Genomic DNA, 23,536 nt, shown 5'->3' on the forward strand with positions numbered 1-23,536 from the left:
GCCGCGACGCCGGGAGGCGTCAGGGAATCTGCTTGGTCACCTCCAGGTCGGCCGTCGGCTTGGTGACCTTGCCTCCGGGCGGGCCCGTGGTGCTGGAGTTGTTGTCGGTGACCGGGTCCTTGGTCGCCGACGACACGGTGGCCGTGTTGTCGAGGTCGTCGCCGTCACCGGTGTAGGTGGCGGCGAGCTTCACCTTGAACACCCAGCTGACCGAGGCCCCGGGGGCCAGGGTCGCGAGCGGGCCGCAGGTGACCGTGCGGCCCGCGGTGCACGGGTCGTCCGAGGAGACGAAGCTCAGCGCCGTCGGCAGGACGTCGGACACCTGGACCTGCTCGGCCTGGGACGGGCCCTTGTTGGTGACCGTCAGCGTGTAGTCGAAGGTCTCGCCGGGGGCGACCGGCTTGTCGGTGGCGGGCTTCTTCACGATCGCCAGGTCGGCGGCGGGCGCCGCGATCTCACCGTCGGGCGGTCCCGCGGTGTCGGTGTCGTTCTCGCTGGCCGGGTCGATGTTGTCGGCGGTGACGTGGGCGGTGTTCTTGATGTCACTGCCGTCGCCCTGGTAGGCGGGGTCCACCTTCACCGTCAGCGTGTACTCCACGGTCTCCCCGACCTTGAGCGGGGTCGTGCGGCGGCAGTTGACCACCTGCCCGGAGACCGTGCACCCGGTGGGCGAGGAGGAGACGTACGACAGGCCCACGGGCAGGTCGTCGGTGAGCTTGACGTTGTAGGCGTCGGCCGACGGGCCCTTGTTGGTGACGGTGATCTTGTAGTCGAAGGTCTCGCCGGGGCGCGGCGCGGTGTCGCCGACGGCGGTCTTGGTCACGGCCAGGTCGGCCGTGGGCTTGTTGACCTTGCTGCCCGGCACCCCGGCCTCCGCGCTGTTGTTGCCCGGGACGGGGTCGGCGGTGTCCGAGGAGACGGTCGCGGTGTTGCGGATGTCGCTGCCGTCACCGGTGTACTCGGAGTCGAGCCGGACGGTGAACTTCCACGTCTTGGACGCGCCCGGTTCCAGGACGGCCTGCGGCCCGCAGGTGACGGTCTGGCCGGAGGCGGTGCAGCCGTCCGCCGAGCCCACGAAGGCGAGGCGCGCGGGCAGGGTGTCGGTCGCCTTCGCGTTGAGTGCCCGGGAGGGTCCGTCGTTGGTGACGGTCACGGCGTACTCGAAGGTCTCGCCCGGCGCGACGGGCGTGGTGGTCGTGGGCTCCTTGCCCGCCCAGAGGTCGGCCTGGGGCTCGCTGACGCCGCCCGGCGGGAGGACCGCCTTGCTGGTGTTGTTGGTGAGGTCGGGGTCCTTGGAGTCGGACGTCGACGTCGCGGTGTTGTGCAGGTCCGAGCCGTCACCCTGGTAGGCGGCGCTCAGCTTGACCTTGAACGTCCACTTCACGGAGGCACCGGGGGTGAGCTTGGCGTGCGGGCCGCAACTCACGGTCTGTCCGGACGCCGTGCAGGGGTCGGCCGACGACACGAACGAGACGCCGTCGGGCAGCGTGTCGGTGGCGCGCACGTTGCGGGCGTCCGAGAGACCGGCGTTGGAGGCCTCGATCTCGTACTCGTACTCCTGGCCGGGCACGATCGGCCCGTTGCCGAGGGCCGTCTTGACCGTCGAGATGTCCGACTCGGGCGTGAAGGGTCCCGGGGGCGTGACCGGGTCGGGCTTGTTGTTGTCCGGGTCGGGGTCGGTGGCGTCCGACGTGCCCGACGCGCTGTTGCCGAGGTCCGAACCGTCGCCCTGGTAGGAGGAGTTCAGCCGGGCCAGGAACGTCCACTTCTTGGTCTGGCCCACGCCGAGCTGCGGCTCGGGGCCGCAGGTGACCGTGCGGCCGCTGGCGGTGCAGCCGTCGGCCGAGGACACGAACACCATGCCTTCGGGCAGCGTGTCCGTCGCGGTCACGTTGCGGGCCACGGACGGCCCGTTGTTCTTCGCCGTCAGCGTGTACGTGACCAGTCCGCCGGGCGGGGTGTCCGCCCTGCCCGCCGCGGGCAGGGCGCGGCTCAGGTGCGTGGTCACCCTCGCTTCCGATCCGGACGGCGCGGCCGCCCGGGCCGGGTCCTGGCCGGACCACTGCGGCAGCACGCAGATCAGCGCGGCGACCGCGGCGCCCACGAGGGCGCGTCGGCGATGTCGTGTCGTACTCATCTCACATCGGTTCCGTTCGTGCTCCGGTCACGTACACCGCTGTACGGACGTGCGAGGAGGGGTCCCGCCACCGCGGCGGGGCCCGTCAAGCGGGGGTGTTCTCGGCCGTCTTGCCGAATTCGAGGTCGGCGGTCGGCGGCTTGACCCGCCCGCCGGGCACGGTGGCGCTGCCGCTGTTGTTGCCGGTGTCGGGGTCGGCGGTGTCGGCACCGGCCGTCGCGACGTTGAGGACGTCCGTGCCGTCGCCGCTGTAGTCCGCGTCGAGCCGCACCCGGAACGTCCACGACGTGGCGGCGCCCGGCGCCAGGGTCGCGACCGGCCCGCAGGTCACCGTGCGGCCCGACAGGGTGCAGGCGTCGGCGGACGACACGAAGGTGAGCGAGGTCGGCAGGGGGTCGGTGACCCGCACGGCGCGGGCGACGGACGGGCCCTTGTTGGTGACCGTCACCGTGTACGCGTACTCCTCGCCCGGGGCCACCTGCGCGGTGGTCGTCGTCCTCTTGACGGTCGCGAGGTCGGCCGCGGGCGCCCGCACGCCGCCCGGGGGCAGGGCGGCGGTGGAGGTGTTGTTGGTGAGGTCGGGGTCGGTGACGTCGTGCGTGACCTTCGCGGTGTTCCCGAGGTCGGAGCCGTCGCCCTGGTACGCGGCGTCGAGCTTGACGCGGAACGTCCAGGACACCGTGGCGCTCGCGGCCAGCCTGGCCGCGGTGGGGCAGGTGAGGGCCTGCCCGGACGCCGTACAGCCGTCGGTGGACGATACGAAGGTCAGGCCGGTCGGCAGGGTGTCGGTGACCTTCACGTTGGAGGTGTCGGACGGACCGTTGTCGCGGACGGTGATCCGGTACTCGAACTCCTCGCCCGGCCGCACCGGGCCCTGCCCCACCCCCGCCTTGGTGACGGCCGCGTCGGCGCGCGCGGTCACGGTGGTGGAGGCGGTGGCGGTGTTGTCGTCGGGGTTGGTGTCGGTGCGGTTGCCGGGGGCGATGACCGTCGCCGTATTGGTCAGGGTCGTCGGCTGTGCGGGGGCGGTGCCGGTGACGGTGTAGGTCACGGTGCCGCCGCGGGCCAGGTCGGCGGTGGTGTCGAGGGGGCCGCTGCCCGACGCCGCGCCGCACGCGCTGCCGGAACTGGCGGTGCACGTCCAGGTCACGCCGGTGAGGCCGGGAGCCGCGTCCTTGACGGCCGCGCCGGTGACCGCGTTGGCGTCGCTGTTGGTGACCTTCACCGTGTACGTGACCGGTCTGCTCCCGGCCGCGACGGTGGCGGGCTTGCCGGTCTTGGTGATGCCGAGGTCCGTCGGGACATTGATCTTGAGGTCGCCGATCTCGTGGTTGTTCGTGGCGCCGCCGGTGCCCGCCGAGAAGCCGACGCGCAGGGTGGACGGCAGCGACGGCTGGCCGCTCACGGTCGACACGTCGAAGTCGCTGATCAGCTTGGTGAAGGTAGTGCCGGGCCCGGAGTCGGACCAGACCGAGACGAGGAGCTTGCTGCCGCTGGGCTGCACGGTGACGCGCACGGTGCGGAAGTTGGTGCGGCTGCCCGTCTCGACGGTGCCGCCGGGGCCGCTCGCGGAGGTGCCGAAGCGGTAGCCGGACGTGCCGTTGCCGCCGCCGCGCAGCACGATCTTGTTGGCCTGGGTGCCGGGTCCGCTCGCCCCGGTCGAGTTGGCGGAGAAGTTGCCGAACTCGTCGATGCCGACGCCCAGGAACGCGCCGGGCACGCCGTTGCTGGTGCAGCGCGTCGCGTTGCCGGCGCAGGCGTAGCCGAGGGCGCCGCCGGTGGCGCCGGTCCCGGTCGCCGCGGAGCCGTCGGCGAGGAAGAACGCCAGACCGTCACCCCGCTTGCCGTCGAAGGTGGCCCCGCCGTAGGTGGCGTACGTGAACTCCGCGACGATGCCGAGGCTCGTGGGGAACGAGTCCTTCATCTGCCACGACCCGGCCCTGGTCGCCGTGGCGGGCGTCAGGCGCAGCCAGCCGTCCGAGTAGGAGGCGCTGCCCGTGGCGGTGCCCAGGTCGTTTCCGTTGTCGAAGCTCTCGTGGACGGGGAAGGCCAGCTCCGCCCGCGCGTGCGAGGCCGCCGTGGAGGCGAGCAGCCCGCAGACCAGGACGCCGAGCGCGAGCAGCAGGGCGGCGAGCCGTCGGGGGCCCGCGGGGTGCCGGGAGGTCGTCATCGCCGCGGCCCCTGCCCCGCCTCGCGGCGTCGCACGGCCGCCACCAGGAGGCCGCCGCAGGTCACGGCCGCGCCCGCGACCCAGCCGAGCCAGGCGGGCACGTCACCGCCGGTGTCCGGCAGTTCGCCGTGGTCGCCGGTCTTGACGTACACCGTGTACGGCGGGTTCTGGTTGTCGCTCGGGTCCGGGTCCTTCGTCGTGGAGGTGACCGTGGCGACGTTCTCGATCCTGCCGAAGTGGCGGGTCTGCGCCGTCGCCACGCGGACGGTGAGCGCGTACGAGACCGAGGTGCCCGACGCGAGGCGGTCGGGGCCCGGGCAGACGATCAGGCGCCCGCCGTCGTCCGGGGCACAGCCGTCCGGGGAGCCGACGAAGTGCAGGCCCTTCGGCAGCGGGTCGGTCACCCGCAGTCCGCGCGCCGTGCCGGGGCCGTTGTTGTGCACGGTGATCCGGTACGTGAAGGTCTCGCCGGGGCGGACCCAGTCCCGGCCGCCGGGCAGCACGGCCGTCTTGGTCAGCGAGAGGTCGGCGCGGCCCCAGTCCGGCGGGACGGGCAGGCCGGTCACGGACGTCGTGTTGTTACTCGCGTCGGGGTCGCGGGTCTGCGAGGACACCGAGGCCAGGTTCACGATGTCCCGGCCGTCGCCCTCGTAGTCGTCGGCGAGGCGTACGGTCACGATCCAGGTGTGGGACGCGCCGACGGCGAGCTGCGGCAGCGGGCCGCAGGTGACGGTCCGTCCGCTCGCGGTGCAGCCGTCCGCCGACGACACGAAGACGAGGGACGCCGGCAGCCGGTCCTGGACCGTGACCCCGACGGCCTGCGAGGGGCCGTGGTTGACGGCCGTGATGCGGTAGTCGTACACCCCGTCGGGCCCCGGGGCCGCGGCGCGCTGCGGCCCGCCGGAGTGCGACCGGACCTCCAGGTCGGCCCGGGCGGCGGCCGGGCGGCCCCGGCGCTCGCGGGCCCCGGCGGACGGCGGCGGGGCGGAGGCGCGGGGGGCGGCAGGCGTGGTCTCCGCCTCCTCGCGCGGGGCGTGCGCGGGCGGGCCCTTCCGTGCGGGGGCACCAGGCGAGGCGGCCTGCGGCGCGGCGGCGGATGGTCGCGCCGACGGAGTCTCGCGGCGCGCCGCCTGCGGGCCCCGCGGCGGCGTGCCGCTGCCGGGCGCGGAGGCCGAGGGCACCGGCGTACCGGCGGGCGGGCCCGAGGGGGAAGCCGACGCGGCCGGGGACGGCGGGGCGGACGCGGGCACGGAGCCCGACGGCGACGCCTCCGGGCGGGGTGACGCCGCGTCACCGGAGGGCGGGGGCGCGGCCTCCGAAGGGGACACCTCCGCGGCGTCCGGACCTGCCTGCGGGCCTGAGGCGGGGCCTCCCTGCGGGCCTGAGGCGAGGCCCGCCACCGGGCCTGCCTGCGGGCCCGCCTGCGGACCTGCCACCGGACCTGCCACCGGACCTGCCTGCGGGCCCGCCTGCGGACTTGAGGCCGGGCCCGCCTCCGGACCTGACGCCGAGCCAGGTGCCGCCGGCTCCGCGGCCGACGGCGCCGGTGCCGCGGCGAGGGCTGCCGCCGTGACCGCCGCCGCGGGCGGCGCGACCAGGGCCGCCGCACCGGCCGCGAGCGCCACCGCGCCGCGCGGCCAACGGCGGGCAGCCGCGCGCCGTCTGAGGTTGTGTCGCATCGGGAGACCCCTTCACATCGGGCACGGAATGGCGGCACCGTTCCGGTCCGACCGAAACGCAAGATCTGTTTATCCGACTTTTCGCGCTTTGAGATGATCAAGGGGGGCGAACGAGTGAGAAGGGGACACCGAACAGCCCAGCGAGGAGGCCCACGACGCGACGCGACCCCGGGCCGTGGGCCCGGGGTCGCGTCGTCGCGGGAGACGGCAGCGACTAACGCACAGTCAGCTCCGCGATGCCCGGGCGCTCCTTGGCCCCCGGCTCGCCGTGCACCGTCACCCGGACGTACCGGGCGAGCCGCGGGGAGGCGTCCGTCCGGTACCAGTGCCGCCCGTCGAGGGAGACCTCCACCTCGTACGACACCGGCTCGGCACCGGTCCACGTCGGGGTGGCGCCGCCGACCCGGACGGGCTCGCCGAGGTCCGCCGTGAGGGCGCCGCTGGTCGCGTCCGGGACCCAGGCCGTGGCCGGGTCGCCGTCCACCGCGGCCCCCGCGTACATGCCGGGCTCCTCCGACGACGCCTTCGCGGCGGCGCACCGGGCCGCGTTGTCGGTGGGCGCGAGGTCGGGGCGGCGCGTCTTGAGGACGGCCGGGGCACCCGCGCCGAGGACCTGCTCGCCCTGCGGCGTGTCGAGCGTCATCGCCTTCCCTCCGGTGAGCCGCACCGTCGTGCGGTGGGCACCGATCTCGATGTCGAACGTGCGGCCCTGCCAGGTCAGGCCGCGCAGCGTGACGCCCGCACCGAACTGCGGGGGCAGCGTCGGGTCGAGGCGGAGCCGGTCCTCGCGCATCCGCATGCCGGTCAGGCCCTGGGTGAAGGTCTGCAGGAAGCCGCCCTTGCCGGTGAGGAAGTCGTGCGCGGGCGAGCCCGACAGCGGGTCCTCGGCACCGGCCTTGTCCCCGCGCGCCTCGGAGAACTGCGCGAACGGGCCGCGCACGAAGGGCTTGATGGACCGCTCCATGTACGTGTACGTGGCGCAGCCCGGCCCGCCGATCCCGGCGGCGTCGATGGCGTGCACCGAGTCCGTCATGGCGGGGCCGTCGGGGTCGGTGCGCCGCGCGTAGTAGTCGAGCGTGGCGGCCGCCGCGCCCTCGGGCATCCGCCACTCCAGCGGATACATCAGGAGCACCGTGTCGGCCTGCTTGATCTTGCTGCCCCGGTAGCCGTCGTACTGCTCGAAGACCTTGCGCCCGGCGTCGTACGGGATGCGGATCCTGTCGGCCATCCGCGTCCAGGCGGCGGGGGCCCGCTCGCCGAGGAGCGCGGCCGCGCGCGTGGCGTGGCGCAGGGCCGTGACGGCGCCCGCGTTGGTGAACACCGCGTCGTCGACGCCGTTGCTGTACTCGTCGGGGCCCGCGGTGTCCTTGATCGAGTAGCTGCCGTCGGTGTTGCGGCTGACGCGGCCCGCCCAGAACTCGGCGATGCCCTTCAGGACCGGCCAGCCGCGCTCGCGCAGCCAGGCGGTGTCCTTGGTGGCCAGGTAGTACTGCCAGGTCGCCAGGGAGACGTCGGACTGGAGGTGGATCTGCGTGCGGCAGTGGGGCGGGTCGACGCTGTGGCACTCCTTGGCCAGATCGCCCGAACTGCCGCTGTTCCAGGGGTAGAAGAGCCCCTTGTAGCCGAAGGCACGGGCGTTGTCGCGGGCGGCGGCGCGGGTGCGGTAGCGGTAGTCGACCACGGACTTCGCCAGCTCGGGCCTGGTCGCGAGCAGCCCGGGGTACATCCAGGTCTCGGCGTCCCAGAAGATGAGGCCCGCGTAGTTGTCGCTGGTCAGGCCCGCCGGGGCGATGCTGTTCGCGGCGCCTTCGCGGGTGCTGGAGAGCAGCCCGTACTGGGCGGAGCGCACCCACGTCTGCCAGTCGCGGCGCCCCGGTACCTCGATGTCGCTGCGCCACAGGCGGGCCCAGGCGGCGGTGTGGGCGCGCAGCAGGGCGTCCCAGCCCCGGCCTGCGGCGCGGCGGGCCGCGGCGGTGGCGGCCGCGCGCGGGGCGCGCGAGGTGAGGGCGGTGTCGACGCCCACGTACTTGGTGAGTTCGTAGGTCCGGCCGCGGCGCACCGGCAGGGTGAGGCCCTGCCGGGCCGTCAGCCCGCGGGCTGCGGACGCCCTGTGCTCCCGGGCGCCCCGCACGCCGTGCCCGGCGCGCAGGGTGGAGGCGACCGCGCCGTCGACCCCGGTGCCGTCCGTGCGGAAGGTGACGTCCATGGCCGGTCCCGGGCGGCCGTGCCGGTCGCCGCCGGTCCGGTCGCCGCCGCCGGTCTGCCGCACCCGGCGCGCGCCCCGGCCGTCGACCAGGTCGGTGACGGTCGCCGCGCCGCTCCAGTGCGGCCGCATCCGCAGGCGTACGGCGCCGACGTGCGGGTCGGCGCGGTCGGCGACCACCTCGTAGACGAGGTCGGTCCTGCGGCCGTCGGCGGCGGTCCAGGTGAGGGTGGTCCGCACGAGGCCGCAGTGCATCAGGAGGCGCTGGCGGTAGGCGGAGACGCGGCCGGGCGGCGTCGAAGAGTTGAAGGTCTCGCCGCGCTCCCCGCCGGTGGTGACGGTCAGCGGGGTCCAGGTGGGCAGGGCGGCGACGGCCTGCCGGTCGCCCGCGGTGCGCGGGTTGTGCGCGTACAGGCCGGACACGAAGGAGCCGTCGTAGCGCGGGGTGTACAACGGCCAGCCGGTCTTCGCACCGGACGCGGTGTACCCGGCGCCGTTGGGCGCGACGCGCTGTCCCAGGTAGCCGTTGCCGACGAAGGCGTGGTGGGAGTCCTTGGGGTCGATGCGGGTGCTGTCGAGGGACCAGCCCCCGCCCGCACGGCAGTTGGCGGGCGGGGCGGCGGAGGCGTCCTGCCGCTCCTGCTGGGCGCCTGCGGTGGGCGGGACGGCGGCGAGGAGCACTCCGGCGAGTGCCGCCGCGGACAGACGGGCGGCGCGGGGCCGCGTGACCAGGGAGTACGTCATTGTTCTCCGTCTTGGTGATCTGTGAGGGTCCACGGACCATAAATTTTGTGAACGAGGCACGTCAATATCCGCGCATCATCAATCAAGTTCTTAAGGCAAGGGGCGGAGATTGAGCCATCCAGCCCTCCGCGGCGTACGGACGGCTCCCCCGCCGCACGCGTTCAGCTCCGGGGCCGCGGCGGGTAGCCTGCCCCGGGCCCGGATCTCCCGACGCCCTTTCCGACGCCCGGAGTTCACCTGTGACCGACGTGCGCACCATCGACTACCACGCCGCCGGAGAGCCCTTCCGCATCGTGCGCGAGGGGCTTCCCCCGATCCCCGGCGACACCGTCGCCGAACGCTTCGCCACCGCCGTCGGCGCGGGCGGCGCCCCCACCGCGCCGCGGCGCGGCCCGCTCGACGACGTCCGCCGGCTGCTGGTCCGCGAGCCGCGCGGCCACTGCGGCATGTACGGCTGCTTCGTGGTCCCCGCCGACGACGAGGGCGCCCACTTCGGCGTCCTGTTCTGGCACAAGGACGGGTACTCCACGGCCTGCGGCCACGGCACGATGGCGCTCGGCGCCTGGGCCGTCGACGAGGGGATCGTGGCCGCGCCCGCCGACGGCTCCGTGCAGGTCCGCGTCGACGTGCCGTCCGGGCGCGTCACCGCCACCGTGCACCGCGAGGGCGGCCGCACGACGGGGGTCACCTTCCGCAACGTGCCCGCCCGCGTCACCGCGCGCGGCGTGCGCGTCGCCACCGGCGCGGGCCCCGTCGACGTCGACCTCGCGCACGCCGGGGCCTGTTACGCCTCCGTGCCCGCCGCCGCGCTCGGGCTCACCGTGGACCGCGCGGCGCTGCCTCGCCTCGTCACGGCGGGGCAGGAGATCCGGTCCGCCCTCGCCGGGCACCCCGGCAGCCTCGACCCCGTCCGCCCGGACCTGTCCGGCGTGTACGGCGTGATCCTCCACGAAGAGCTGCCCCGCCGCCCCGAGGGCCCCGCCCAGCGCAACGTCACGGTCTTCGCCGACGGGCAGTTCGACCGCTCCCCGTGCGGCTCGGGCACGTCGGCGCGGCTCGCCCTGCTCGCCGAGGACGGTCTGCTCGCCCCGGACGAGGTGCTGCGCCACGAGTCCGTCGCGGGCACCGTCTTCACCGGCCGCGCGGTGTCCCGTACGGACCGGGGCACGGTCACCGAGACCACAGGCCGGGCCTTCCGCACCGGCGAGCACCGCTTCGTCCTCGACCCGCACGACGAACTGCCGGAAGGGTTCCTGCCGTAGCCGCGCTCCGCCCCCCCGGGGCTCGCGGGCGGTCCGCCTCAGTCGGCGCGCAGCCCGTCGAGCAGCCGCTCCAGCGCGGTCTGGGTGCGGGCCAGGTCCTCCGGGTCCTGCGACGACGCAAGCCACAGGGCCGCCTCGTTCATCGCGCCCGACAGCAGGTGGGACAGCGGGGCGACGGGCTGGGGGCTCAGCACTCCGCCCTCGACGAGGTCGGCGAGGGCGTCGTCGAGGTGCCGGACGGACGCGGCTTCGTCCATGGCCCGCCACGCGCTCCAGCCGAGCACCGCGGGCCCGTCGACGAGCATGACGCGCTGGACGTCGGGGTCTGCGGTCGCCGCGAGGAACGCCCGGCAGCCGGCCGTGAGCCGGGCCCAGGGGTCGTCGTGCGCGTCGGCGGCGTCGGCGACGCGGCGGCCCACCTCCTGCTGCACCTCCTCCAGGACCGCGCGGAAGAGGTCGGCCTTGTCAGCGAAGTGGTGGTACAGCGCGCCCTTGGTGACCTCCGCGGAGCGGACGATCTCCGCGAGACCCACCGCCGCGTACCCGTGGGCGGCGAAGAGGCGCCGCCCTTCCGCCACGAGCCGCCCCCGCGTGTGCTCCCGCTGCCGGGCGCGCATGCCCTGCTCCGCCATCAGCCCTCCACCACATTGACATACCGATGGTACGCGAATAGGTTCATTCGCATACCGATGGTATGTGAACCAGGGGGTCCTGATGCAACTGACCGGCTTCTATCCCGTGATCGCCACCGACCGGCTGCGGGAGTCCCACGCCTTCTACACCCGACTGCTCGGCTTCGAGACGACCTTCGAGGCCGACTGGTACGTCAGCCTGAGACGGCCGGGCACGTCGCCCTACGAACTGGCCCTGCTCGACCACACCCACCCGACGATCCCGGAGGGCTACCGCACCCCCGCGCGGGGCCTGCTCCTCAACTTCGAGGTGGAGGACGTGGACGCGGAGTGGGAGCGGCTCGTCGTCCACGGCGGCCTGCGCCCCGAACTCGCGCTGCGCAGCGAAGACTTCGGGCAGCGCCACTTCATCGTGGCCGATCCGAACGGCGTCCTGATCGACGTCATCACCCCCATCGACCCGGTGGGTGATTTCGCCGCGCAGTACGTCAGCGGCTGAACCCGGCCCGCCCGGCCCCGGTGACCGCGGCGATGTCGGCGAGGAGCCGGGCGGGCTCCGCGTACAGGTAGAAGTGGCCGCCGGGGTAGAGCGTGACGGGGACGGCGGAGGTCGCGTACGCCTGCCAGTCCTGGAGTTCGCCGGGCGGCACGAGGGGGTCGGCGGTGCCGCCGAAGACGTGCAGCGGGCAGGCCAGCGGCACCGGCTCGGGCCGCTGATGGGCCACGCCCAGGGTGAGGTCCGCGCGGACGGCGGCCAGGACGGAGCGGACGTAGCCGGTCTGCCGCAGCAGGCTCGCGGGCATGCCGCCGGTGCCGCGCAGCCACTCCAGGAGGCCCGCGTCGTCCCGCTCGTGGACGGGCTCGGCCCGCGCCGCGGCGTGCGGCGCACGGGCCCCGGAGACCAGGACGGCGCGCGGCGGCGCGATCCCGTACCGGCCGATCCGCAGGGCGAGTTCATAGGCGACGAGGCCGCCGAAGCTGTGCCCGAAGAGCGCGTACGGCTCCTTGAACTCGTCGGCGAGCGCTTCCAGGAGCGCGCCGAGGAGCGCGCCCAGGTCGTCGGGGAGCGGCTCGGCGCTGCGGGTGCCGCGCCCCGGGAGCTCGACCGGCGCCAGTTCCAGGCCCGTGGGCAGGTGCGGGCGCCACACCGAGAAGGCCCCGGCCGCGCCGCCCGCCTGCGGGAAGCACAGCAGCCGCACCTGGGGGTCGCCCGTGGCCAGACGGCCGGTGACCCAGCGCCGGGCGGCCGGACCGCCGTCGCCGTGCGGCCGGTGCCGGTTCGGATGGCGCCGGTTCGCGTGGCGCCGGTCGGTGCCGGTGGGTTCGTCCATGGCGTCCTGCTCACCGCCTCCGTGGAAGGGAGGCCGCGACGTTCGACGGCGTCGCGGCGCGGTCGCCGCTCACGCTAGCGGTGACCGCGCCCCCGTAGGATGGAAGTTGTCATCGATGTCAGGTTCGCGCGGCCGTGCGAACCCGTGGCGGCGAGCGAGGTGGACGATGCGGATCGGCGAACTGTCCCGGCGCACCGGGGTGAGCGAACGCTCCCTGCGCTACTACGAGAACCAGGGGCTGCTGGCCGCCGAGCGCACGCCCGGCGGCCACCGCGACTACGCCGACAGCGCGGTCGACCGGGTCATCCGCATCCAGGAGCTGTTCGCCGCGGGCCTGTGCAGCTCGAAGATCGTGCACCTGCTGCCGTGCATCCGGGACAAGGACGGCGGGCCCTCCGAGACGGCCACGCCGTTCCTGGTGAGCCAGCTCAGCGCGGAGCGGGACCGCATCAACCGCATGATCGGCGACCTGGTGCGGTCCCGCGACGTCCTGGACGAGGTGATCGAGGCGGCGTCCGGCTGAGCTGCCGCCCGGCGCCCCCGACGGCCCCGGCAGGCGCCGGGCCGCCGCCCCGAGGGACCCCCCGTCACCTGCGCCAGAACAGGTGGTGCGTCACTCCGCTCGGGCTGGGCACGACGTCGAGGTGGTACCGGTCGAGCAGTTCGTCCGGCGACTTCCACAGCCGCGTCCCGGACCCCAGCTCCGTCTGCGAGACCGCCACGTGCAGGGTGTCCACGAGGCCCGCGTCGAGGAACTCCCGGATGGTGGTGGCCCCGCCGCCGAGCCGCACGTCCTTGCCGCCCGCCGCCTCCTTCGCCCGCTCCAGGACGACGGCCGGGTCGTCGTCGACGAAGTGGAACGTGGTGTCGGAGAGGGTGAACGAGGGGCGCGGGTGGTGCGTCATGACGAACACCGGCGTACGGAAGGGCGGTTCGTCGCCCCACCAGCCGCGCCAGTCGAGGTTCTCCCAGGGCCCGCGCTGGGGCCCGAACTTGTTGCGGCCCATGATCTCGGCGCCGATGTTGCGCGCGTAGTCCCGCGTCAAGTAGTCGTCGAGGCCGCGGCTCCCGCCGGGGTCGGTGCGCATCGGCCAGCTCGCCGTGGCACCGGCCCAGGCGAACATCTCGCCAGGGTCGGCGTCACCGAACGGCCGCTCCAGGCTCTGGTTCTCCCCCGCGCCGAATCCGTCCCGCGAGACGTTGAAGTTCTGCACTCTCAACAGCTGACCCATGGGTCCCTCCAGTGTTGTCGACACAGGAAGGACTCCCCGGCCCGGCAGAACTCATCGGCCGCGGCCGCGCGGATTGACCCTGGTGCACTAGCTCGGCCCCCAGCCGTCCCGCAGGAGCGCGAAGGCGGCGTCCAGGGCGCGTCCGGGGTCGTCGGCGCGCAGGGCGAAGGCCGACGCCTCCAGGGCGAAGTGGGCGAAGGCGGCGCACCGGTAGTCGTCGGGGCGGCCGCCGGTGGCCTCGGCGACGGCCCGGGCGAGGGCGTCCTGGTGGCGCATCCACATGCGGTGCCCGTACTCGCTCAGGGCCGGCGTCTCCTTGACCAGGCGCAGGAAGGCGGCGAAGCGCTCGTCCCGGCCGCCCGCGTCCGTCCGCACCCGCTTGACGTACGCGCACAGCGCCCCGGGGATGTCCTGGCCCTCCGCCCGGTCGCGGACGGCGGCGACGAGCCCGGCCTCCCGCTCGGCGTCCTCGTCGAAGACCAGTGCCTCCTTGACGGGGAAGTACTTGAGCAGCGTGGTGGTCGACACGTCCACGGCGTCCGCGATGTCGCGGATGGTGACGTGGTCGTAGCCGCGGTCGAGGAACAGGGTCAGGGCGGTGTCGGCCAGCGCCCGGCGGGTGGCGGCCTTCTTGCGCTCGCGGCGCCCCACGGTTGCAGTCATGTCTGCATCATAGAGAAAAACGACCGAACCCAAAAGTTGTGTCGTTGCACTTATTGCATGAGTGTGCTTTTGTGGCCGGGCAGCCGCCACTTCCAGAGAGAGGGCACCTCGATGAACACCACCGCCCCGCGCGTCGCGATCGTCGGAGCCGGGCCCGGCGGGCTGGTCTGCGCCCGCGTCCTGCAACGGCACGGCATGCCCGTCACGGTCCACGACCTCGACGCCTCTCCCGCCGCCCGGGACCAGGGCGGCACCCTGGACCTGCACCCCGGCACCGGCCAGGCCGCCCTGCGCGCGGCCGGCCTGCTCGACGCGTTCCTCGCCCTGGCCCGGCCCGAGGGCCAACAGATGCGCCTGGTCGGCGCGGACGGCCGGATCGTGTTCGACGGCATCCCGCCCGAGGCCGCCACCCGCGAAGGCAACCCCGAGATAGACCGCGATCAGCTGCGCGGTCTGCTCCTGGACTCGCTCGCACCCGGCACCGTGCGCTGGGGCCACCGGCTCACCCGTGTCGAGCCCGTCGGCGGCGGCGTCCACCGCCTGCGCTTCGCCGACGGCACGAGCGCCGACGCCGACCTCGTCATCGGCGCCGACGGCGCCTGGTCCCGGGTCCGCCCTCTGCTGACGGACGCCACGCCGCGGTACACCGGCGTCACCTTCGTCGAGACCGGCTTCGACCACGTCGACACCCGCCACCCGCGCCTCGCGGCCCTCACCGCCGCGGGCACCATGATGGCCCTGCACGACCGCCGCGGCCTCGTCGCCCAGCGCACCGGCGGCGGACACATCCGCGCCTACGTCGCCCTGCGCGCCGACGAGGACTGGCACCGGCGGGCCGGACTCGACCTCGCCGACGCCGCCGCCGTACGGGCCGCCCTCCTGGACCGGTTCACCGGCTGGAGCGAGCCGCTGCTCGCCTTCATCACCGACACCGACCGGGGCTACGTCCACCGGCCCCTGTACGCGCTGCCCGTCCCGCACACCTGGGCGCCGACACCCGGCCTCACCCTCCTGGGAGACGCCGCCCACCTCATGTCACCGTTCTCCGGGACGGGGGCCAACCTCGCCATGCTCGACGGCGCCGACCTCGCCCGGGCGCTCGTCGGCCACGCCACCGTCGACGAGGCCGTCGCCGCCTACGAGAAGGTGCTGCTGCCGCGCTCGGCCGAGGCCGCCGCAGGCGCGGCCGAGGCCATCGACGACGCCTTCGGCCCCGACGGCGCCGACCGGGTCCTCGCCCACCTGACCGGACCCCGGTGACCGGGCCCACCGGCGGTAGGGCTCAGAGCACAGGCGCGCGCGGCCCGTTCGGCTCGTCCAGGCGCCGGTCGACCACGGCCCTGGCGACCTCGGCGACCTCGTCCCGCGCCACCTGCCGGTAGCCGTCCTCGGACCGGTGCTCATGCGCGTCCCTCCCGGGCCTGCCGGCCGATCCGTGCTCGCCGGCGGACCGTCCGGCGCCCCCTACCCGCAACCCCAATCGGGTAACCCCGGCGACGAGTTGGTCCGCTCCCCGCCCGGTCCGCGACGCGCGGGCGAAACGCGTGCCCCGTACAACCCTCACGCCCCATCCTTGGTCGAAGAGGGCGCCGGAGGAACGGAACGGGCTTGTCCGGACCACCCCCGTACCGCCCGGACAGCCCTTCCCCACCTTTCCTCAACGGGAGCTCTTCTTGCGCAAGAACCGTTCGGCCGCGCTCACCGCGGCCTCCTTCCTGCTGCTCACCGGGGCGGGTGTGGCCGCCGCCCCCGCCGCGCTCGCGGGCACGCCGGGCAGCACGCACGCCAACGACCGCAACAGCGACTACAACGGCGACGGCTACGAGGACCTGCTGGTCGGCGCGCCCGGCGCGACCGTGGACGGCCACAAGGGCGCCGGGCTCGTCACCGTGCAGTACGGCTCCCGGCAGGGCATCGGCACCACCCGCGTGGCCCGGCTCAGCGAGGCCTCCACCGGTGGCGACGGCACCCCCGAGGCGGGCGACGGCTTCGGCACCACCGTCGCGAGCGGCGACCTGAACTCCGACGGCTACGACGACGCCGTGATCGCCGCGCCCGGCGAGGACGTCGACGGACAGCGCGACGCGGGCCGCGTGACGATCTTCTGGGGCACCAAGAAGGGCCTCAAGCCCGGCCTCAGCGACTGGATCGAGGCCGAGGAGCCGCGCGCGGGCGAGCGGTTCGGCACCGGGGTGGCCGCAGCCCGGTTCAGCGGCGCGACCGAGGGCGACGTCCTCGCCGTGACCGACCGCGACGAACTGGACACCTACACCTACGGCGACCAGCCGCACATACCCGCGGGCCGGGCGTTCCGGCGGCAGTCCTCCCAGCCCCTCGCCGGGCCGGTCGCGGGGGCCGACGGGGCGCGGGCCGCCGCCCGCCGCGTCGTGCTGTCCAAGTCGCTGACCACCGGGGACTACGACGACAACGGCTTCGCCGACCTCGTGGTCTCCGGCGTGACGACCGGCGCCGAACCCGGGCACGGCTGGTCGACGTACTACTCCGGCCACGCCGCGGGCCTCACCAAGGAGCGCGAGCTGCGCGGCGGCCCCGTCGCCGCCACCGGGGACATCGACGGCGACGGCTACGACGACCTGGTGACCGGCGAGCCCGACTCGCCCGACGACGGCGGCGAGACGCTGACCGGCGGCCTGGTCGGCGTCCGCTACGGCAGCCCGAACGGCCCCTCCTCGGCGGTGAAGTGGTGGAGCCAGGGCACCGCGGGCGTACCCGGCGTCGTGGAGAAGGGCGACCGCTGGGGCGCCGACCTGTCCGTGGACGACACGAACCACGACGGCTACGCGGACGTCGCGATCGGCGCACCCGGCGAGGACGTCGGGCGGGTCGCGGACGCGGGCGCGGTGTGGGTGCTCCGCGGCGCGCGCGGCGGCCTGACCACGCGCGGTGCCGCCTCCTGGACGCAGAACAGCGCGGGCGTTCCCGGGGTGGCCGAGCAGGGCGACGAGTGGGGCGCGCAGGTACGACTCGCGGACCCGAACCGCGACCGCCGCTTCGATCTGATCGCCTCGGCGCCGGGCGAGAACGCCGGTGACGGTGTCGCGTGGTTCCTCCCGGCCGCGCGGGGCGGCGTCACCGCCTCCGGGTCCTGGACGTTCGGCGTGAAGTCGCTCGGCGTACCCGTCGACGGGGCCGCGTTCGGCACGGCGATCGACGAGTAGCGCGCCCCTGCGGCGACGGGCCGAGGGACCGGCCCGGCGTCAGGGGACGGAGGCCGTCGGGCAGTTGGTCCGCACCACATGCTTGACGGCCCTATTCCGTTTGCCCTAAACCAAGTAGAGGCACCGCAGGGCTGTGAGCGCTCTCAGCGTTCACTTCCCGACGCTTGATTGTCATGCACACACCCCCACGCGAAGCGATGTGATGACAGTGCTTCCTCACTCCCGTCCTCGCCGCCGCCGCGCCGCGCTCGGCGCGCTCGCCGCGGCCTGCTGCGCCCTCGCCGTGAGCCCCGCCGCCGCGTCGGCCCCGCCCGCGCCGCGCCCCGCCGCGGCCCTCGCGTTCACCGACGACTTCAACGGGCCCGCGGGCGCGGCGGTCGACGGCGGCAAGTGGCAGCTGGAGACCGGCGACAACGTCAACAACCACGAGCGGCAGTACTACACCTCAGGCGCCAAGAACGCGGCCCTGGACGGCCAGGGCAACCTGGTCATCACCGCGCGCAAGGAGAACCCGGCCAACTACGCGTGCTGGTACGGCCGGTGCGAGTACACCTCCGCGCGCCTGAACACGGCGGGGCGGTTCACCCAGGCCTACGGGCACGTCGAGGCCCGGATGAAGGTGCCCCGGGGCCAGGGCATGTGGCCCGCGTTCTGGATGCTCGGCACCGACATCGGCAGCGTGGGCTGGCCGAACTGCGGCGAGATCGACATCATGGAGAACGTCGGCTTCGAGCCCGGCACGGTCCACGGCACGCTGCACGGCCCCGGCTACTCCGGCTCCGGCGGCATCGGAGCGGCGTACACCCTGCCCGGCGGCGAGGCGTTCGCGGACAAGTTCCACACCTTCGCCGTGGACTGGTCGCCGAACAAGGTCACCTGGTCCGTCGACGGCCGGGTCTACCAGACCCGCACCCCGGCCGACCTCGGCGGCAGGCAGTGGGCGTTCAACAAGCCGTTCTTCCTCATCCTCAACCTCGCCGTCGGCGGCTACTGGCCGGGCGACCCGAACGGCAGCACCGTCTTCCCGCAGAGGCTGACCGTCGACTACGTCCGCGTCACGGGCGGCTGACCCGCGCCGGGGGGGGGCGGCCGAAGTCGCTCCTCGCAGCGCCCCGCGGGGGGGGCATGCCGTCCGTTGATCGTCGTACAGGACGTGCAAGGGGCGTTCATTTCCTGCACTGCTGTGGTCCACTTCCAGCGTTTTGGGACGCCTTCTCTGCATCTGCGCGCGGCGTCACCCGGGGTGGAAGAGACTGCCCTTGCCCGTGCGGGCGGTGTGCGGGCAGGGGGGAGCCGAAAGTGGCGGTGGAGCAGTCGCGGGTGGGGAATCTGCCGGCCGTGAGGACGAGGCTGGTGGGCCGCCAGGGTGAACTGGCGGAGATCGCGCGGCTGTTCGCGGGACCATCGCGGCTGGTGACCTTGACGGGAGTCGGCGGGGTGGGCAAGACCCGGCTCGCCCTGGAGGCCGCTGCCAGGCTCCAGCCGCGGTTCCGGGACGGGGTGTGGCTGGTGGAGCTGTCGGCGTTGGGCGAGGGCAAGTCGCTGCCGTTCGCGATCGCCGAGGCGCTGCCGCTGGTGGACCAGAGCACCCGCCCGATGATCGACGTCCTGGCCGAGTACCTGGCGGACCGGGAGGCGCTGCTGGTCCTGGACACCTGCGAGCACCTGACGGAGGCCTGTTCGCTGGCCGTGCAGGCGCTGGTGCGGGCCGCTCCCGCCGTGCGGGTTCTGACCACCAGCCGCCGGCTGCTGGGCGCCCCGGGTGAGGAGGTGTTCACCGTGGAGCCGCTGCCGGTCCCCGAGTCCGGCGATCCCGCGGCGGCGCGGGCGGACGCGGTGGTGCTGCTGGCCGAGCGCGCCGCCGTGCGGATCCCCGGCCTCGCCCGCTCCGAGGCCGAGCGGAGCGGGTTCATCCGCCTGGCCCGGCGCCTGGAGGGCCTGCCGCTCGCCATCGAGCTGGCCGCGGCACGCCTGGGCGAGATGTCCGTCGAGGAGCTCACCCATGCCCTGGACGACCGGTTCGCCGTCCTGGGAGACACCGATGAGGTGGTGTACGAGGCCGATCCTCCCTGGCACCAGGCGCTGCGGACCGCGATCGGCTGGAGCCATCAGCTGTGCACCCCGGCCGAACGGCTGCTGTGGGCGCGGATCTCGGTGTTCGCCGGGACGTTCGACGTGGAGGCGGCACAGCAGGTGTGCACCGACACGCGTCTGGCCGCCGAGCGCGTTCCCGGCCTGCTGGCCGCCCTGGTGGACAAGTCGATCCTCGTCCCGCAGCTCGCCGCCGGGCGCGGAGCGCGCTACCGGATGCTGGACACGCTGCGCGAATACGGCGCCGGCTGGCTGCGCGGTCTGGGCGAGGAGGTGGAGCTGCGCTGCCGCCACCGGATCCACTACCGGGCCCTGGCCCTGGCGGCGGACGCCGCCTGGATGGGCCCCGACCAGGCCGCCTGGTACGAGCGGGCGTCCGCCGACTACGCCAACTTCCGCACGGCCCTCGACTTCTGCCTGGGCGAGGGAGAGGACCCGCGGACCGCGCTGGAGCTGGCCGGGGCGCTGTGGTTCTTCTGGCTCGGCTGCGGCTTCCTGCGCGAGGGCCGTCACTACCTCGACCGGGCCCTGCGCCTGGGCCCGGTCGCGGGCCCGGTGCAGAGCAAGGCGGTGTGGGCCTGCGGCGCGGTCGCGCTGGGGCAGGCGGACTGCGACGCGGCGGCCCGGCTGGCAGCGGTGTTCCGGTCCCACGCCGAGACGGCCGGCGATCCGGCCATGCTGTGCGCGGCCGCGCACCTCGAAGGCGGGCGCCTGGTGCTGACCGGACGGCCCGCCGAGGCCGCCACCGTCCTCGATGTCGCGCCCTACACCGAGGACCACGACGGCGGCTACACCGGGGCGCGCTTCCTGGCCTGGGCGGTGCGCGTGTTCGCCCACACCAACCTCGGCGAGTTCGCGCGGGCCTGCGCGGTGGCGGACGCCCTGCGCGCGGCGTGTGACGAGCGCGGTGAGCGGTGGGCCCGGGCCTTCGCCGACTACGTCCACGGCCAAGCGGCGTACGGCCTGGGCCGACTGGACGAGGCCGCCGCACACGCCCGCACCGCCCTGGAGGGCAAGGCCCTGCTCCACGACAGCATCGGCATCGGCACCGCCATCGACCTGCTGGCCTGCCTGGCCGCCACCACCGGCCACGGCGAACGCGCGGCCCGGCTGCTCGGCATCGGCCAACAGACCTGGAACACCATCGGCCGCGCCCAGCTGGGCATCCCCGAACTCATCGCCGCCCGCGAGGCCTGCGAACGCGGCGCACGCGCCGGCGCCGGGGACGCCGCGTACGAGGCGGCCTTCCACCGGGGCCTGGCGGACAGCAGCAGCGACGGCCTCGCCTACGCCCTGCGCCACGACGCGCCCTGACCGTGCGGCCACGGCTTCGGCACCGGCCTGAACCGCGTCGAGCTGCCGACGCTTCCCCTTACCGAGCGAGGGGGGCTACATGAGGGAGCTCTGGCCGGGGTTTCGGAGCTCCGGGGCCGGGAGAAGGGTGGCGCGCGTGCGGAGGAGAGGGCCGTACCGGGGGGCGTGGAGATGCCAGTTGGCGATTCCGGCGACCAAGTGCTGCACGCTGTGGACGTAGCGTTCCACGGCGGGCCGACCCCGGTGGCCGGCAAGGAGTTCCGCGGTGCACTGTTGGGTTTCGCGTACCAGGGTGTTGTGCCACTGGGCGATGGCTTCGATGCTGTCCGACAGCGTGCAGGCGTTTTCGTGCTGGTGCATCAGAACCACGTTGGGGGCGGGACCTCCGTTGTCGTCCTTCTCCAGCGAGGCCACGTCGTTGAACATGCCGAACAACAGACAGGCGTTCTCTTCCAGTTTGCGCAGCCTGGGGTCCTCCCATGCGGTCTGAGGGATGAAGCAGTCGTCAGCGATCTCCAAGAGCGGCATGAAGGGGAGTACACCGGGGGTGAAGGGCCGGATCTTCGCGTAGAAGTCCAGTCCCATCCATTGCTCTGCGGCGAGGGGTTCTTCTGTCAGGGAGACCCGATTGCACGCTTTGAGTTCGTAGTGCAGGCGGTCTTGCCACAGATCGTGCCGGGAGGACGGCATCAGGTCCCGGGCGCGCGCCTTCACGTCCTGGTATCCCGTGACGTACCCGGCGAGGACCGGGTGGACGGAGCCGGTTGGGCCTTCGAAGAACTCGGCGCAGGCGTCGGCCAGTTCGACGCGTTCCTTCTCCTTGAGCGTCGGACCGAGGCGTTCGAGAGCATCGTCGAGCACAGTGATCCACAGTGCGAAGTCGCTGCTGAGCTGGAGCAGTTGGATGTTACTGGTCAGAGGATGGATCCATCCGGCGTACGCTCCCATGTTGAGGCCGCGCCCCATGGCATGCAGGCCGTGAGGGGGCGCGTCGGGCAGGCCGACACGGTCACCCCACCGCAGCGACACGTCGGTCAGCGCATGGGAGAGGTGGTTGCGGGGCGCCCCCCAGGAAGGGGGATAGCGAAAGGCAGGCAAGTCCGGCATGTCGAATACTCCAGTCCGTGTCAGGGGCGTGTGCTGCGGCCGGTGCGCTATCCGCAGGTGGCGCCCCCGTCGACGGGCATCGCGATGCCCGTGACGAAGGACGCGTGGTCAGAACACAGCCATGCGGCGGCCTGCGCGATCTCGTGCGGGGCACCCAGGCGGCCCAGCGGCTGCAGCCCCCTGGCCTGCTCCTCGGTCAGGGCGCCGCTGCGGATGGCGTGGTCGAGCAGGGCGGTGCGTACCGCCCCCGGGCAGACCGCGTTGACGCGGATGTTCTTGTCCGCGTACTCCAGTGCCGCGGCCTTGGTGAGTCCGACCACACCGTGCTTGGCCGCCGTGTAGGCGGACAGCCCCATGTTCACGCCGACCAGCCCCGCGATCGACGACGTGTTGACCACCGAGCCCGCCTGCTGGACGGCCATGACGCGCAGCTCGGCGCGCATGCACAGATACGTGCCCGTGAGGTTCACGTCGGTCACGCGCTGCCAGTTGCTGTCTGTGGATTCGGCCAGGGGGGCGGAGTCGCCGTCGATCCCCACGTTGTTGAACGCGCAGTCGAGGCGCCCGAAGGTGCGCATCGCGGCTTCTACCATGGCATCCACCTGGTCGGCCACCGTCACATCGGTCGAGAGGAAGACGGCCTTGCCGCCGTTCTGCTCCACCAGGGCCACGGTGCCCTCCCCGCCCTCCGCGTCGATGTCGGCCAGCACGAGTCGGGCTCCGTGGGCCGAGAACACCTGTGCGGCAGCCCGTCCGATCCCCGCGGCCGCCCCGGTGACAACGGCGACCTTCCCCTCCAGCAGCAGACACCCGGTACCGGTCATCGCTGATTCCCTTCTCTGTGATCCTCTGTGCTTGGGTGGACGCCACGGCGACTCAACATCCCGTGAGACGGCGGCTCCTCAGCCATGCCCGCGGTACGGGGGCCTGCCACCGGCGGGAGCATGACTCACGCCCCCAGGCGGCGATGACGGCGGGCATAGGCGCGCAGGGCCGCCTGGAGATCGTCGCGGGTGAAATCAGGCCACAGGCGGTCGCTGAAGTACCACTCCCCCAGGGCCGCCTGCCACAACAGGAACCCTGAGGTCCGGCACTCACCGGACGTACGGATGATCAGGTCCGGGTCGGGTTGCCCGGCAGTGGACAGAAAGCGCGCCAGGCGGTCGGCGGTCACCTCGCCGGTCAGCCCGTCCGCGCTGTCCCGGACCAAGGCGTTGATGGCGTTGAGCAGGTCTCTGCGGCCGCCGTAGCCGATGGCGAGGTTGACCAGCGGTCCGCAAGCGTCACGGGTGACGTACTCCGCGTGGCGCAGAGCCTTCACCAACCGGTCGGGGAGCAGGGCAGGGTCACCGATGTGGTGCACCCGCCAGCGTCTCATCGCCGTCAGCCGGGTAATGACGGCCTCATCGATGCTGTAGAGGTGTTCGAGCTCTTCGGTGTGACGTCGGGCGATGTTGTCATCGGACAGCATCCACAAGGTGATCACGCCGATCCCGAACTCCGCACACCAGGTGAGCACCTCCGGGATCTTGGCGAAGCCGTCGCGGTGCCCGTGTTCGGCACCCGGCAGCCCCTGCCGACGTGCCCAGCGGCGGTTGCCGTCCAGCACGATGCCCAGGTGCCGAACCGGCGCTTCGGCGGTCGGAGCACGAGAAGGCACCTCACTCATGTCGACTCCCCCTGGGCGGTAGTCACGATGGGCATTCACAGCCCCGGCTCGACGTGTTCTCCCGGTACGGGGCCGCTCTGGTGACCGGTCAGTACGCGTGGCGGCGCGAAGTGCTGTTTTCCC

The 23,536-nt window shown here is 73.6% G+C and carries 18 protein-coding genes; 7 read left to right on the forward strand and 11 right to left on the reverse strand.

Translation table 11 applies throughout. The features are described 5' to 3' along the window. Positions 1 to 19: 19 nt before the first annotated feature. The 4 genes from C9F11_RS05230 to C9F11_RS05245 form a co-directional block, all read right to left on the reverse strand. Complete coding sequence (locus C9F11_RS05230) at positions 20 to 2,137, reverse strand: DUF11 domain-containing protein (RefSeq protein WP_138958137.1); 2,118 nt, start codon at positions 2,135 to 2,137, stop codon at positions 20 to 22. An 85-nt stretch (positions 2,138 to 2,222) separates the two neighbouring features. Continuing rightward, a complete protein-coding gene (locus tag C9F11_RS05235; protein WP_138958138.1) occupies positions 2,223 to 4,307 on the reverse strand; it encodes a DUF11 domain-containing protein in 2,085 nt (694 codons plus the stop codon). After that, positions 4,304 to 5,986, reverse strand: coding sequence for a DUF11 domain-containing protein (locus C9F11_RS05240; RefSeq protein ID WP_138958139.1), 1,683 nt, complete (start codon positions 5,984 to 5,986; stop codon positions 4,304 to 4,306). The genes C9F11_RS05235 and C9F11_RS05240 overlap by 4 nt, the downstream gene beginning before the upstream one ends. Positions 5,987 to 6,200: 214 nt before the next feature. Next, positions 6,201 to 8,933 (reverse strand): discoidin domain-containing protein, encoded by a 2,733-nt coding sequence (locus tag C9F11_RS05245; RefSeq protein ID WP_138958140.1) that lies wholly within the window; start codon positions 8,931 to 8,933, stop codon positions 6,201 to 6,203. Positions 8,934 to 9,172: 239 nt separating this feature from the next. Between C9F11_RS05245 and C9F11_RS05250 the strand changes: the two genes are divergently transcribed. Continuing rightward, positions 9,173 to 10,195 (forward strand): proline racemase family protein, encoded by a 1,023-nt coding sequence (locus C9F11_RS05250; protein ID WP_138958141.1) that lies wholly within the window; start codon positions 9,173 to 9,175, stop codon positions 10,193 to 10,195. A gap of 38 nt (positions 10,196 to 10,233) precedes the next feature. Here C9F11_RS05250 and C9F11_RS05255 read toward each other — a convergent pair whose 3' ends face one another. Next, positions 10,234 to 10,827, reverse strand: coding sequence for a TetR/AcrR family transcriptional regulator (locus C9F11_RS05255; protein WP_171075644.1), 594 nt, complete (start codon positions 10,825 to 10,827; stop codon positions 10,234 to 10,236). Positions 10,828 to 10,909: 82 nt separating this feature from the next. On the opposite strand from C9F11_RS05255, the gene C9F11_RS05260 reads away from it, so the two are divergent. Then, positions 10,910 to 11,326 (forward strand): VOC family protein, encoded by a 417-nt coding sequence (locus tag C9F11_RS05260; protein ID WP_138966086.1) that lies wholly within the window; start codon positions 10,910 to 10,912, stop codon positions 11,324 to 11,326. Here the strand turns inward: C9F11_RS05260 and C9F11_RS05265 are convergent. Beyond that, entirely contained in the window at positions 11,316 to 12,158 is an 843-nt protein-coding gene (locus C9F11_RS05265; protein ID WP_138958143.1) for an alpha/beta fold hydrolase, read from the reverse strand. The two genes, C9F11_RS05260 and C9F11_RS05265, sit on opposite strands and share 11 nt — an antisense overlap. Before the next feature lie 166 nt (positions 12,159 to 12,324). Between C9F11_RS05265 and C9F11_RS05270 the strand changes: the two genes are divergently transcribed. Further along, the gene (locus C9F11_RS05270) at positions 12,325 to 12,681 is read left to right on the forward strand and encodes a MerR family transcriptional regulator (RefSeq protein ID WP_138958144.1); all 357 of its coding nucleotides are present in this window, start codon (positions 12,325 to 12,327) and stop codon (positions 12,679 to 12,681) included. A 64-nt stretch (positions 12,682 to 12,745) separates the two neighbouring features. On the opposite strand, the gene C9F11_RS05275 is transcribed toward C9F11_RS05270, so the two are convergent. Together C9F11_RS05275 and C9F11_RS05280 are read right to left on the reverse strand one after the other, a co-directional pair. Beyond that, the gene (locus C9F11_RS05275) at positions 12,746 to 13,390 is read right to left on the reverse strand and encodes a dihydrofolate reductase family protein (protein WP_138958145.1); all 645 of its coding nucleotides are present in this window, start codon (positions 13,388 to 13,390) and stop codon (positions 12,746 to 12,748) included. A gap of 87 nt (positions 13,391 to 13,477) precedes the next feature. Continuing rightward, positions 13,478 to 14,053, reverse strand: a complete 576-nt coding sequence (locus C9F11_RS05280; RefSeq protein WP_138958146.1) for a TetR/AcrR family transcriptional regulator — start codon at positions 14,051 to 14,053, stop codon at positions 13,478 to 13,480. Between the two features lie 57 nt (positions 14,054 to 14,110). Here C9F11_RS05280 and C9F11_RS05285 point away from each other — a divergent pair, with 57 nt between their 5' ends. The 4 genes from C9F11_RS05285 to C9F11_RS05300 all read left to right on the forward strand — a co-directional run bounded on the left by C9F11_RS05285 (position 14,111) and on the right by C9F11_RS05300 (position 20,637). Beyond that, the gene (locus tag C9F11_RS05285) at positions 14,111 to 15,313 is read left to right on the forward strand and encodes an NAD(P)/FAD-dependent oxidoreductase (protein WP_346347227.1); all 1,203 of its coding nucleotides are present in this window, start codon (positions 14,111 to 14,113) and stop codon (positions 15,311 to 15,313) included. A gap of 413 nt (positions 15,314 to 15,726) precedes the next feature. Beyond that, on the forward strand, positions 15,727 to 17,232 hold the full coding sequence (locus C9F11_RS05290) for an FG-GAP repeat protein (protein ID WP_138958147.1): 1,506 nt from the start codon (positions 15,727 to 15,729) through the stop codon (positions 17,230 to 17,232). A 202-nt stretch (positions 17,233 to 17,434) separates the two neighbouring features. Beyond that, positions 17,435 to 18,301: a glycoside hydrolase family 16 protein gene (locus C9F11_RS05295; protein WP_138958148.1), complete on the forward strand. Its 867-nt coding sequence runs from the start codon at positions 17,435 to 17,437 to the stop codon at positions 18,299 to 18,301. 269 nt (positions 18,302 to 18,570) lie between these two features. After that, positions 18,571 to 20,637 (forward strand): AAA family ATPase, encoded by a 2,067-nt coding sequence (locus C9F11_RS05300; protein ID WP_138958149.1) that lies wholly within the window; start codon positions 18,571 to 18,573, stop codon positions 20,635 to 20,637. Positions 20,638 to 20,712: 75 nt separating this feature from the next. Here C9F11_RS05300 and C9F11_RS05305 read toward each other — a convergent pair whose 3' ends face one another. From C9F11_RS05305 to uppS, 3 genes are all read right to left on the reverse strand, one after another. Further along, complete coding sequence (locus C9F11_RS05305; protein ID WP_138958150.1) at positions 20,713 to 21,744, reverse strand: terpene synthase family protein; 1,032 nt, start codon at positions 21,742 to 21,744, stop codon at positions 20,713 to 20,715. Between the two features lie 47 nt (positions 21,745 to 21,791). Beyond that, positions 21,792 to 22,568 carry a glucose 1-dehydrogenase gene (locus tag C9F11_RS05310; RefSeq protein ID WP_138958151.1) on the reverse strand — a complete coding sequence of 259 codons (777 nt, stop codon included), beginning with the start codon at positions 22,566 to 22,568 and terminating at the stop codon, positions 21,792 to 21,794. Positions 22,569 to 22,693: 125 nt separating this feature from the next. After that, on the reverse strand, positions 22,694 to 23,413 hold the full coding sequence (gene uppS / locus C9F11_RS05315; RefSeq protein WP_138958152.1) for a polyprenyl diphosphate synthase: 720 nt from the start codon (positions 23,411 to 23,413) through the stop codon (positions 22,694 to 22,696). Positions 23,414 to 23,536 lie beyond the last annotated feature (123 nt).

Source organism: Streptomyces sp. YIM 121038, from assembly GCF_006088715.1.
Taxonomy (GTDB): Bacteria; Actinomycetota; Actinomycetes; order Streptomycetales; family Streptomycetaceae; genus Streptomyces.